Below are 12,132 nucleotides of genomic sequence, written 5' to 3' on the forward strand. Positions count from 1 at the left end.
GCAGAGAACGCGCGTTCCGCGGGCTCAGGGCAGGGTTGCGGCCCGGTTCCGGCCGTCCATGCTGAATTATGAACGGCGAGGGAACAGTCTCAGTCGAGGAACTCGCGCGCAGCCGCCGACAGCGCCGTGACGCCGACCTCGATCGTCGGGTGGATCTCCGGTGCGAAGAAGGGCGAGTGGTTCGTCGGGATGTCCTTGTCGAGGGTCCCGGCCGCCGATGCCGCGGCGAACTTCGCCGCATCGACGCCGCCCCAGAACCAGAACACCAGGGGCGCCCCGGTGTCGCGGGCGAACCACGACACGTCCTCGCTGCCGGTGAACATGCCGGGGTCGATCACCGACGCCTCACCGAGCGCGCGCTGCAGCGCCGACGTGACGCGTGCCGTGGCATCCGCATCGTTGATAGTCGGCGGCAGGGTGTGGTCTGTGCGGATCTCGGGCTCGCGCTCTGCTCCCGATGCCGCGGCCTCGGCGCGCACGATGCGCTCGACGCTCGCGAGCACCTTGTCGCGCATCTCGTCGTTCGGGTAGCGCAGGCTGAGCTCGAGCTTCGCCTCGGCGGGGATGATGTTGTTCTTCAGACCCGCGTGGATCGAGCCGACCGTGACCACGGCGACGTCGCGGGGGTCGACCTCTCGCGAGGCGATGGTCTGCAGTCGCATGACGGTCGCCGCGGCCATGACCACGGGGTCGATGGTCGAGTGCGGCCGCGAGCCGTGTCCGCCGCGTCCGTGCAGCACGACGGTGAGGCCGTCGGATGCCGCCATCTGAGTGCCTGGGCGTACGCCGATCGTGCCGGCGGGCAGGGGAGTGACGTGCTGGCCCAGGACGACATCGGGGTGCGGCACGAGGTCACGGAGGCCGGCGTCGAGCATGGCGCGGGAGCCTGCTCCGTACTCCTCGGCGGGCTGGATCAGCACGACCACGGTTCCCGACCAGTCGTCCTTCTCGGCGACGAGCTTCTCGACCGCACCGATCATGGCGGTGACGTGCATGTCGTGACCGCAGGCGTGCATGACGGGCACGGTGTTGCCGGCGGGGTCGATGCCGGTCGCGGTGCTGGCATAGGCGAGGCCGGTCTCTTCACCTACGGGCAGTGCATCCATGTCGGCGCGCGCCCAGACGACCGGACCTTCGCCGTTGCGCAGGATGCCGACCACCCCGGTGACGCCGATGCCCTCGTGCACCTCGAGGCCGAGATCCCGCAGGTGACCGGCCGCGATGCCGGCGGTGCGCGTCTCCTGGAACGACAGTTCAGGGTGCTGGTGCAGGTCTGTGTAGAGCGCTTCGAGGTCGATCGTCATGGCCCCGAGCCTAGTCGTGGCACCTAGTCGCGGCGGTACGACTCCAGTGCCGGTCCGGGGTGCAGCACACCGTTGACGATCGAGCGGATCGCGAACTCGCTCGCCTCGCCCAGGTCGAAGACGTCGCGGTGCAGCAGCCACTGCAGCTGCAGCCCGTCCATCACGGCGAGGATGCTGGCCGCGGCGGTGGCCACGGTGTCGGGCTCCGTCACACCCTCCTGCGCGCACAGCAGGTGGAACGCGTCGGTGACCTCGCGCCGGAGGGTCGTGTAGCGGTCTTCGAAGTAGTCGCGACCGGGGTGGTTGTCGGTCACCGACTCCGACGACAGCACGGTGTAGGCCTGCACGATGCCGGGGCGCCGCTCGTTCGCGACCGCCGTGCGCACGAGGTGCAGGAAGAGCTCCGGCCCGCCGGGGATGTGCTTCTCGGCGAGCTCTGCGACGTCCGCCTGGTCGCGGTAGGCGAGCACCTCGAGGAGCAGCTTCTGCTTCGACCCGAAGTGGTGCAGCACGCCGGCGTGGGTGATGCCCACCTGCTCGGCGACGTCGGCGAGCGTGCCATTGGTCGAGCCCTTGTTGCCGAAGATCTCGACGGCGGCTTTGAGGATCTGCTCGCGCTTCTCGCGGGTGGCAGGCCGGACGGACGTGTGGGCGACAGCATCCTTCGACATGGTCCATCCTCTTCTGCACCGAATCCTGCACTGGATCGTACTTGCCAACTCTACTTACTGGCGGGTAACCTCGCACCAGCTTACTTTCTCGCCAGTAAGCGAATGAGGTCGGATGCCCGTGCACCGACAGCCACACAGCACAACGACCCGTGCCCAAGGAGAAGCAATGAAGCTCAGAAAGTCCATGATCGCTGTCGCGGCGATCTCCGCCCTCGGCGTCTCGGCCCTCGCCGGCTGCGCAGCCGGCGGATCGAACGACGGAGACGCCGGAGCAGGCGGCGCAGCCCTGACGATCGCCAAGCCCGACGGTGCGATCACCACCGAGTCGAACAACCCCTACGTCGGCGACTCGTCGGCCTCGAAGTACGGCTACGGCAAGGTCATCTTCGAGACCCTCGCCCTCGTGAACCAGACCGGCGATCGGGGGGTCACCCCCTGGCTCGCCGAGAGCATCGAGTGGAACGACGACTACACGGCCCTCACCGTGGTGCCTCGCAAGGACGTCACCTGGAGCGATGGCGAGCCCTTCACCGCCGACGACATCGTCTTCACCTACGAGCTCGTCTCGACCCCTGCGCTCGATACCGCGGGCCTCAAGTTCGAGGGCGCGACCGTCGACGGCGACGCTGTGACGCTGAACTTCGGCGAGTCGAAGTACGTGAACCAGGCCCGCGTGCTGCACGTGCCGATCGTGCCGAAGCACATCTGGGAGAACCTCGACGAGCCGGCCACCGACCCCGTCAAGGGCGACGACCTGGTCGGCACCGGCCCCTACGCGCTGTCGAACTGGTCGACCGAGTCGGTCACCCTCGAGGCGCGCGACGACTACTGGGGCGGCGACCTCGCGGTTCCCGAACTGCACTACGTCTCCTACGGCGACAACACGGCACTGACCACCGCTCTCGCACAGGGCGAGGCCGACTGGGCGCAGGCGTTCATCCCGCAGATCCAGGAGCAGTTCCTCGACGCCGACCCCGAGCACAACAAGTTCTTCGTGGCCCCGACGACCGGCTCTGCGACGCTGTTCATGAACCTGCAGCAGAAGCCGTTCGACGACGTGGCGTTCCGCCAGGCCCTCGCCTGGGTCATCGATCGCGACGCGTACGTCGACATCGCCCGTGAAGGGGCGAGCGAGCCGGTGTGGTCTGTGACCGGACTCTCGTCGATCCTCGAAGACGAGATCCAGCCCGAGTTCCAGGGCGAGGAGTACTCCGTCGATGCCGAGAAGGCGCGCGACCTACTCGAGGGAGCCGGATACACCTGGAAGGACGACGCGCTGATCGACCCCGACGGCACGCCCGTCTCGTTCACGCTCTCGGTGCCCTCGGGGTGGAGCGACTGGAACACCGCGCAGGAGCTCATCGCCGAAGACGTCACCGAGGCCATCGGTGCCGAGGTCAAGATCGACATGCCCGACTGGGGCGGCTGGGCAGGACCCCGCGACGACGGGTCGTTCTCGGCCATCATCCACTGGCTCGAAGACAGCGGCACGGCCTACGGTCTCTACACGTCGACGATGGACCCGCGCTGGATCTCGCCCGAGGGCATCGCCGGGTTCAACTTCGGACGCTTCGAAGACCCCGCTGCGACCGACGCGCTGAACACCTACGCCAACGCGTCGTCCGATGACGAGCGCACCGCGGCCATCACGACGCTCGAGCAGATCTTCGTCGAGCAGGTCCCGGCGATCCCGCTCGGCGCGCACCCGCTGCTCGGCGAGTACAACACCCGCAACTACGTCGGGTGGCCTTCGGAGGAGGACCCGTATGCCTCGGGCGACCCGACTCAGCAGAACATCGTGCAGATCCTCACGAAGCTGAAGCCGGCCGAGTAAGCACGAGGCGTCGTACGCAGATTCGGCGCGTTTCGTCTCGCTTCGCTCGCTCAACGACCGGGGGAGGCCACCCTCCCCGGTCGTTGAGCGAGGACCGAAGGACCGAGACGGAACGCGCCCCCCCGACGAAGGACATCCCATGTCAGAACCCCTGCTCAGCGTGCGCGACTTCTCTGTCGTGTACGACGTCGATCCGCCCGTCGAGGCGGTGAAGAACGTGACGCTCGAACTGCAGCGAGGAGAGATCCTCGGCCTCGCGGGAGAGAGCGGATGCGGCAAGACCACCCTCGCCTACGGCGTGCAGCGTCTGCTGCGGGCCCCCGCCGTGATCGCGGGCGGCAGCGTGACGTTCCACGACGCATCCGGTGTCGACGTCGACATCAACGCGCTCGACGTCGATGCGATGCAGAAGTTCCGCTGGGACAAGGTCTCGATGGTGTTCCAGGGCGCGATGAACGCGCTCAACCCGGTGGCGACGATCGGCTCGCAGCTCGAGGACGTGTTCGAGATCCACCGGCCCGGCATGACTCGCAAGCAGCGCAGGGCCGAGGCCGAGGAGCTGCTCGAGATCGTCAAGGTCGGCCGTCAGCGCACGCGCTCGTTCCCGCACGAGCTGTCGGGTGGCATGCGTCAGCGCGTCATGATCGCGATGGCCCTGGCGCTGCGCCCGCAGCTGATGGTCATGGACGAGCCGACCACGGCTCTCGATGTGCTGGTGCAGCGCGAGATCCTCAAGCAGATCTCGCAACTGCGTCACGAGTTCGGCTTCTCGGTCATCTTCATCACCCACGATCTGCCGCTGCTGCTCGAGATCAGCGACCGCATCGCGATCATGCGCGAGGGCGAGATCGTCGAGCTCGCCTCCGCCGAGCAGATCTGGACGAACCCGCAGAACGACTACACGAAGACCCTGCTGTCGTCGTTCCCCCGTCTCACCGGCGCGAGAGGAGTGCTGACCCGATGACGACTCTCGAGTTCGCCGATGTCACCAAGGTCTACAACGTCAGAGGAGCCGGTCAGCTCAAGGCTCTCGACAACGTCAGCTTCACCCTGAACTCCGGCCAGACCATCGGTCTCGTCGGTCAGTCGGGCAGCGGCAAGTCGACCATCGCGAAGATCCTCACCCAGCTCGAGACGCCCACGTCGGGCGAGGTGCGGCTCGACGGCACGCCCATTCCCCGGCGCGGCAAGGGCTTGAGGAAGTATCGTCAGCAGCTGCGCATGGTCTTCCAAGACCCGTTCGCGTCGCTCAACCCGTACCACTCGATCAGGTACCACCTCGAGCGCCCCATCCGACTCGACGACGTCGTGCCCAAGAACGAGACCGAGGCAGAGGTGCGCCGACTGCTCGAGCGCGTGCGCCTCGATGCGGATGCCGTGATCGACCGCCGTCCGCACGAGCTCTCCGGTGGCCAGCGTCAGCGCGTCGCCATCGCCCGCGCGCTCGCCTCGCGTCCGTCACTGCTCGTCGCCGACGAGCCCGTGTCGATGCTCGACGTGTCGATCCGTCTCGGGGTGCTGAACCTGCTCGCCGATCTGCAGCGAGAAGAGGGCCTCGGAGTGCTCTACATCACCCACGACCTCGCGACCTCGCGGCACTTCAGCGACAAGATCATGGTGCTCAACCAGGGTCGCGTCGTCGAGTACGGCGATGCCGACGACGTGATCCTCAACCCGCAGGACCCCTACACGCGCGAGCTGCGGGCGGCGTCTCCCGACCCCGACAAGCATTTCGCGACGACCGGCTCGCACGGAGGTGCACTGTGACCACCGCATCCCCCGATCTGGGTCAGATCGAACAGGAGAACCGCGACGCGCTCGAGGTCGGCACGACGGCGACCACCGCGCAGAAGGGGAGGAAGCTCGTACCCTGGCGGTTCTTCGCCGGACGCGCAGGGTTCTACCTGTTCACGCTGTGGGCGGCCATCACGATCAACTTCTTCCTGCCCCGGTTCATGAAGGGCGACGCGGTCAGCTCGTACCTCGCCCGCAACCGCAACGTCAGCCCCGAGGCTGCGGAGTCGCTGCGCATCCTGCTCGGCGTCGACACCGACAAGTCGATGTGGCAGCAGTACCTCGACTACTGGGCGATGCTGTTCCGCGGCGACCTCGGCATCTCCACGCTGCACGGTCTTCGTCCGGTGACCGAGGTGCTGGCATCCGCTCTTCCGTGGACGCTCGGCCTCGTCGGAATCGCGACGATCATCTCTTTCGCGCTCGGAACGGTCGGCGGCGCGATCGTCGGCTGGAAGCGCGGCAGCAGGCTCGACGCGCTCATCCCGATCACGACGTTCTTCAACACGATCCCGTACTTCTGGCTGGGTCTGATCGCGATCGCGATCTTCTCGTCGACGCTCAAATGGTTCCCGTCGTCGCACGCCTACGACAAGGGCCAGTCGCCCGAATGGAGCCTCGACTTCATCGGTCAGGTGATCATGCACGGCACCCTGCCGGCGGTCACGATCATCATCGCGTCGCTCGGCGGATGGATGCTGGGCATGCGCAACATGATGCTCACGGTGCTCGACGAGGACTACATCACGGTCGCGCAGGCGAAGGGCATGCCGAACAGGCGGGTACTGTGGGCATACGCCGCCCGCAACGCCGTGCTGCCGCAGATCCAGAGCTTCGCGCTGTCGATCGGCTTCATCGTCGGCGGCACGATCGTCATGGAGATGGTCTTCAGCTACCCGGGCGTCGGCAAGCTGCTGCTGGACGCCACCAATGCGAAGGACTTCGCCCTCATGCAGGGAGTCTTCCTGGTGATCACGCTGTCGGTGCTGGTCGCCAACATCCTCGCCGACATCGTCTACGCATACCTCGACCCGCGCACGCGCCAGACGGAGGCCTGACATGAGCGTTCCCACCTCGACCGACACCACGGCCCCCGACGGCAGCACGGTCCCCACCGGGATGCCGGAGACCGCGACGTTCCGCACCGGCAGCGATGCCACGCCTGGAGGTAAGACCTTCTGGTCGCAGCTCGCGCACTCGTTCGCCATGTTCCGCAACCCCAAGTCGATCGCCGGCCTGATCATCCTCGGGGTGTTCGTGCTGATCGCGATCTTCGCCCCGCTGCTCGCCCCCTACGGGGCCACGCAGAAAGACCGCACGGCTCTGCGGCAGCCGCCCTCGCTCGACCACTGGCTCGGCACCACCCACATGGGTGAAGACGTGCTCAGCCAGCTGATCTTCGGCACGCGCGGCGTCGTCGTGGTCGGCTTCCTGTCGGCCATCATCGCCACGATCATCGCCATCACGATCGGCGTCATCGCCGGCTACGTGCGCGGCTGGAAGAGCGAGTCGCTCTCGGCCCTCACCAACGTGTTCCTCGTGATCCCCGGCATCCCGCTGATCATCATCGTGGCGTCGCAGTTCGAGAACCCGCCGCTCATCGTGATCGCCGCGGTGCTCGGACTCACGGGCTGGGCGTGGGGTGCGCGTGTGCTGCGCGCGCAGACCATGTCGCTGCGCAACCGCGACTTCATCCAGGCCGCCCGCGCCAACGGCGAACCGCTGCACCGCATCATCACGGTCGAGATGCTGCCGAACCTCATGGCGCTGATCGCGTCGAGCTTCGTCGGCACGGTCACGGCGGCGATCCTCGGCCTCACGACCCTCGCCTTCATCGGCGTGATCCCGGTGAGCAACCTCAACTGGGGCACGATCCTCTTCTGGGCGCAGCAGAACGGCGCGTTCCCGCGGCTGTGGTGGTGGTACGTGCCCGCGGGGCTCTGCATCGCGATCATCGGCGTCGCCCTGTCGCTCATCAACTTCGGCATCGACGAGTACGTCAACCCGCGGCTGCGGTCGGCGGGTGAGCGCGCCCGCGCGATGAAGAAGAAGGGGCTCAACGTGAACGACCCGGTGACGGCGGTGCGCAGCATCCCGGCGACCGACTCGGGTACCGTGCAGAACGCCGCGGACGATACGACGAACCAGACACACGACACGAAGACACAGAACACGAAGTGATGACCTCTCAGACCCTGACCGAATCCCTGCCCTACCTCGACCCCGAACTGCCGATCGCGGCGCGCGTCGCCGACCTGCTCGACCGCATGACGGTCGAGGAGAAGGTCGGGCAGATGCTGCAGCTCGACGCCCGCGACGACCTCGACGACCACGTGCTGGGCAAGCACGTCGGCTCGATCCTGCACACCTCGCCCGAGCGCATCATCCGGGCGAACGAGCTGACCTCGCAGACACGGCTGCGCATCCCGCTGCTCGTCGCAGAGGACTGCATCCACGGCCACTCGTTCTGGCCCGGAGCGACCATCTATCCGACACAGCTCGGGATGGCTGCGACGTGGGATGCCGAGCTCGTCGAGAAGGTCGCGAGGGCGACCGCGGTCGAGGTCGCGGCGACCGGCATCCATTGGACCTTCTCGCCGGTGCTGTGCATCGCGCGCGACCTGCGCTGGGGTCGCATCGACGAGACCTTCGGCGAAGACCCGTTCCTGATCGGTGAACTCGCCTCGGCGATGGTGCGCGGATATCAGGGCGACGGCCTCGACGACCCGACCGCCATCCTCGCGACGGCCAAGCACTTCGCCGGCTACTCCGAGACGCAGGGCGGACGCGACGCGAGCGAGGCCGACATCTCTCGGCGCAAGCTGCGGTCGTGGTTCCTGCCGCCGTTCGAGCGGGTCGCACGCGAGGGATGCCGCACGTTCATGCTCGGCTACCAGACGACCGACGGCGTGCCGATCACGGTCAACGACTGGCTGCTCAGCGACGTTCTTCGTGGCGAGTGGGGCTACACAGGCACACTCATCACCGACTGGGACAACGTCGGCCGCATGGTGTGGGAGCAGCACGTGCAGCCCGACTACGCCCACGCCTCGGCCGCCGCCGTGAGCGCCGGCAACGACATGGTCATGAACACTCCGGGCTTCTTCGAGGGCGCACTCGAGGCGGTGTCGAACGGGTTGCTCGCCGAAGACGCGTTCGACGACGCCGTGGCCCGCATCCTCACCCTCAAGTTCGAGCTCGGGCTGTTCGAAGACCCGCGGCTTCCGCAGGACGACCTGGATGCCGTGGTCGGCAGCGCCGCGCACGCCGAACTCAACCTCGAGACCGCGCGTCGCTCGATCGTGCTGCTCGAGAACGACGGCGTGCTGCCCTTGGATGCCGCGACAGCGCTGAGGGTCGCCGTCGTCGGGCCGCTGGCCGACGACGCCCAGACGCAGCTCGGCGACTGGGCCGGTGGCTCCGGCCAGGCCGGATGGCTCGACGGTCAGCCGCGCGAGATGATCACCACCGTGCTCGACGGCCTCGCAGGCGTCGAGGGGTGGTCGGTCACGCATGCGCGCGGCGCCGACATCCTCACGCTCGAGGAAGACCCTCGGGGCGCGAAGTTCCCCGACGGCCAGCCCCGGCCCTCGGTCGTCGTGCCGAGCGCACCGGACGAGACGCTGATCGCCGAGGCCGTGGCTGCGGCGGCGGAATCCGATGTCGTGGTCGCCGTCGTGGGCGACCGCATCGAGCTCGTCGGTGAGGGGCGCTCGACCGCGACCCTCGAGCTGATCGGTGGGCAGAACGCCCTGCTCGACGCGCTGATCGCGACGGGGAAGCCCGTGGTGATCGTGCTGCTCGCATCCAAGCCGCTGGTGCTTCCGGCATCCGCTTCGCAGGCAGCCGCCGTGATCTGGGCGGCGAACCCGGGCATGCAGGGCGGGCGCGCGCTCGCCGAGATCATCTCGGGTGCGGTCGAGCCGTCAGGGCGACTGCCGATCTCGTTCGCGCGTCACGTCGGTCAGCAGCCCACGTACTACAACCAGATCCGCGGACAGCACGGCGACCGCTACGCCGACCTCACGCAGTCCCCGGCCTGGGCGTTCGGTGAGGGGCTGTCGTACTCGACGGTGTCGTACGGCGAGCTGTCGCTCGCCTCGACGACGCTGGGTCGCGACGACACGATCATCGCCGAGGTGACGGTGACGAACACGGGGGAGCGTCCGGTGCGCGAGACCGTGCAGGTCTACGTGCGCGACTCCATCACGAGCGTGAGCTGGGCCGACCGGGAGCTCAAGGGCTACCGTCAGGTCGACCTCGCGCCGGGGGAGTCGGCGCGAGTGCGTCTCGTTCTCGCGGTGGCGGAGTGCTCGATCGTCGACGCCGCCGGCATCCGTCGCGTCGAATCCGGTGCGTTCGAACTGCTCGTGGGTCCGAGCTCGCGCGACGAGGTGCTGTTGAGCGCCGCGTTCACCGTGGCCTGATCGTCTGCGACGGGGGCGCTCAGGCGTCCTCGTCGCGGAGGCGCTGCGGGCCCGCGCCCTGGCTGCTGAGCGCGTCACCCGGGTTCAGCAGGCCGCACGCCTTCATAGACAGACAACCGCAGCCGATGCACCCGGTCAGCTCGCGTTCCAGGCGCTCGATGCCCTCGCGGCGCTTCTCGAGCTCGCGCTTCCAGCGTCGCGATGCGCGCTGCCAGTCCTCGTGACTCGGCGTCTGCGTCAGCGGAACATCGGCGAATGCGTGCTGAACGTCGGCGAGGGGGATGCCGAGGCGTTTCGCCACGGTGATGAGTGACACCCGGCGCAGCATGTGTCTGGCATAGCGCCGCTGGTTGCCGGCCGTGCGCGTGGAGGCGATGAGGCCGAGACTCTCGTAGAAGTGCAGGGCCGAGGGGGCGACCCCGGTGCGCCTGCTCATCTCGCCGATCGTCAACGGCTCATCAGGGCCGTGGACGGTGCGGTCGGTGTCGGTGTCTGCGCTCATCCCGGCCTCCTCGATTTGACCTCAAGTGTACTTGAGGTCATACGGTTGCAACCGTGACCCGAACGGAGACCGCCACCCTATGACCTACGTGATCGCCCTTCCCTGCGTCGATGTCAAGGATCGTGCGTGCATCGACGAATGCCCGGTTGACTGCATCTATGAGGGCGAGCGCTCGCTGTACATCCACCCCGACGAATGCGTCGACTGCGGTGCGTGCGAACCCGTCTGCCCCGTCGAGGCGATCTACTACGAAGACGACCTGCCGGAAGAATGGCAGGACTACTACAAGGCCAACGTCGAGTTCTTCGATGAGCTGGGGTCACCCGGTGGCGCCGCGAAGCTGGGCATCATCGAGCGCGACCACCCGATCATCTCCGCACTTCCGCCTCAGGAGGCACCCGAATGAGCAGTCAGCAGCACCCCGCAGCGCCGGTTCCCTCAGAGGTCGGTGAAGGGCTCAAGGCCGCGTTCCGCGCGCATCCGGCGGGAGTCGCGATCATCACGGCGATGACCCCCGCAGGCCCGGTCGGCCTCACGGCATCCAGCGTCGCGTCCGTGGCGGTCGATCCCGCCGCGATCGTCTTCTCGGTCACCAGGGCGACCGGCAGTGCCGGGTCGATCCTCTCGGCCGACACGTTCGTCGTGCACCTGATCGACGACGAGCACTCCGCGCTGGCGCAGAGCTTCGCCGTGAGCGGCGCTGATCGGTTCACCCCCGAGCAGGGCTGGAGCTCGCTCCCCACCGGCGAGCCCTATCTGGCTGAGGCGCGAGCGGCGATGCGCGGTCACACCATGTCGACCGTGGCGGTCGGCTCATCGACCGTCGTGGTCGCCGAGATCGACGAGGTGCTGCTCGGAAGGCCCGGCCGCCCGCTCGTGTATCTCGACCGCCGATTCCACTCGCTGCCGAACGACCAGCACTGAAACCCCACCGAAAGGAACAGCATGACCTCTGCGTACACCCTCCCCGAGCTGCCGTACGACTACTCGGCTCTCGCCCCGCACATCTCGGGCAAGATCATGGAGCTGCACCACTCGAAGCACCACCAGGCCTACGTGACCGGTGCCAACACCGCGCTCGAGCAGCTGGCCGCAGCCCGCGACTCGAACGACTTCGCCGCGGTCAACAAGCTCGAGAAGGACCTCGCCTTCAACCTCGGCGGTCACATCAACCACTCGGTGTTCTGGGAGAACCTCTCGCCCGACGGCGGCGGCAACCCCGAGGGCGAGCTCGAGGCGGCACTGACCGACGCGTTCGGCTCGATCGACGCCTTCCGCGCGCACTTCACGGCGACCGCACTCGGCGTGCAGGGCTCGGGCTGGGCCGTGCTCGCGTGGGACAGCGTCGGAGCGCGACCTGTCATCTTCCAGCTGTTCGACCAGCAGGGCAACGCCCCGCTCGGCGTCACCCCGCTGCTGCAGCTCGACGTCTGGGAGCACGCCTACTACCTCGACTACCTCAACGTGCGCGCCGACTACGTCAAGGCGTTTTGGGAGCTCGTCAACTGGTCCGACGTGCAGCGTCGGTTCCAGGCCGTGCAGGAGAAGACGCAGGGCCTCATCGTCGCCCGCTGAGTCGCCTGCTGATCCGTCTCCGTCC

12 protein-coding genes are annotated in these 12,132 nt (G+C 67.6%); 9 read left to right on the top strand and 3 right to left on the bottom strand.

All coding sequences use genetic code 11. From position 1 onward, the window contains the following. Positions 1 to 89 precede the first annotated feature (89 nt). Both AC04ME_RS03310 and AC04ME_RS03315 read right to left on the bottom strand, forming a co-directional pair. Complete coding sequence (locus AC04ME_RS03310; RefSeq protein WP_042538106.1) at positions 90 to 1,304, bottom strand: amidohydrolase; 1,215 nt, start codon at positions 1,302 to 1,304, stop codon at positions 90 to 92. A gap of 23 nt (positions 1,305 to 1,327) precedes the next feature. Further along, on the bottom strand, positions 1,328 to 1,975 hold the full coding sequence (locus tag AC04ME_RS03315; RefSeq protein ID WP_042538103.1) for a TetR/AcrR family transcriptional regulator: 648 nt from the start codon (positions 1,973 to 1,975) through the stop codon (positions 1,328 to 1,330). Positions 1,976 to 2,141: 166 nt separating this feature from the next. Between AC04ME_RS03315 and AC04ME_RS03320 the strand changes: the two genes are divergently transcribed. The 6 genes from AC04ME_RS03320 (at position 2,142) to AC04ME_RS03345 (ending at position 10,030) form a co-directional block, all read left to right on the top strand. Then, complete coding sequence (locus AC04ME_RS03320) at positions 2,142 to 3,809, top strand: ABC transporter substrate-binding protein (RefSeq protein WP_042538101.1); 1,668 nt, start codon at positions 2,142 to 2,144, stop codon at positions 3,807 to 3,809. Positions 3,810 to 3,948: 139 nt separating this feature from the next. After that, positions 3,949 to 4,773 (top strand): ABC transporter ATP-binding protein, encoded by an 825-nt coding sequence (locus AC04ME_RS03325; RefSeq protein ID WP_042538098.1) that lies wholly within the window; start codon positions 3,949 to 3,951, stop codon positions 4,771 to 4,773. Further along, entirely contained in the window at positions 4,770 to 5,576 is an 807-nt protein-coding gene (locus AC04ME_RS03330; protein ID WP_475433573.1) for an ABC transporter ATP-binding protein, read from the top strand. Before AC04ME_RS03325 ends, AC04ME_RS03330 begins: the two co-directional genes overlap by 4 nt. Then, the gene (locus tag AC04ME_RS03335; protein WP_042538094.1) at positions 5,573 to 6,661 is read left to right on the top strand and encodes an ABC transporter permease; all 1,089 of its coding nucleotides are present in this window, start codon (positions 5,573 to 5,575) and stop codon (positions 6,659 to 6,661) included. The genes AC04ME_RS03330 and AC04ME_RS03335 overlap by 4 nt, the downstream gene beginning before the upstream one ends. A 1-nt stretch (position 6,662) precedes the next feature. After that, entirely contained in the window at positions 6,663 to 7,784 is a 1,122-nt protein-coding gene (locus AC04ME_RS03340) for an ABC transporter permease (protein WP_475123380.1), read from the top strand. After that, positions 7,784 to 10,030, top strand: coding sequence for an exo-beta-d-1,3/1,6-glucosidase (locus AC04ME_RS03345; RefSeq protein WP_475433575.1), 2,247 nt, complete (start codon positions 7,784 to 7,786; stop codon positions 10,028 to 10,030). The genes AC04ME_RS03340 and AC04ME_RS03345 overlap by 1 nt, the downstream gene beginning before the upstream one ends. Positions 10,031 to 10,049: 19 nt before the next feature. Here AC04ME_RS03345 and soxR read toward each other — a convergent pair whose 3' ends face one another. Beyond that, a complete protein-coding gene (gene soxR, locus AC04ME_RS03350) occupies positions 10,050 to 10,532 on the bottom strand; it encodes a redox-sensitive transcriptional activator SoxR (protein ID WP_042538088.1) in 483 nt (160 codons plus the stop codon). Between the two features lie 79 nt (positions 10,533 to 10,611). On the opposite strand from soxR, the gene fdxA reads away from it, so the two are divergent. From fdxA to AC04ME_RS03365, 3 genes are read left to right on the top strand one after another with little or no spacing between them, the layout of a single operon-like run. Beyond that, complete coding sequence (gene fdxA / locus AC04ME_RS03355; RefSeq protein WP_042538086.1) at positions 10,612 to 10,938, top strand: ferredoxin; 327 nt, start codon at positions 10,612 to 10,614, stop codon at positions 10,936 to 10,938. Continuing rightward, positions 10,935 to 11,456 (top strand): flavin reductase family protein, encoded by a 522-nt coding sequence (locus AC04ME_RS03360; RefSeq protein WP_042538083.1) that lies wholly within the window; start codon positions 10,935 to 10,937, stop codon positions 11,454 to 11,456. Before fdxA ends, AC04ME_RS03360 begins: the two co-directional genes overlap by 4 nt. A 21-nt stretch (positions 11,457 to 11,477) precedes the next feature. Then, positions 11,478 to 12,107, top strand: a complete 630-nt coding sequence (locus tag AC04ME_RS03365) for a superoxide dismutase (protein ID WP_042538081.1) — start codon at positions 11,478 to 11,480, stop codon at positions 12,105 to 12,107. Positions 12,108 to 12,132 lie beyond the last annotated feature (25 nt).

The sequence above is a fragment of the Microbacterium sp. LjRoot205 genome (assembly GCF_056175745.1).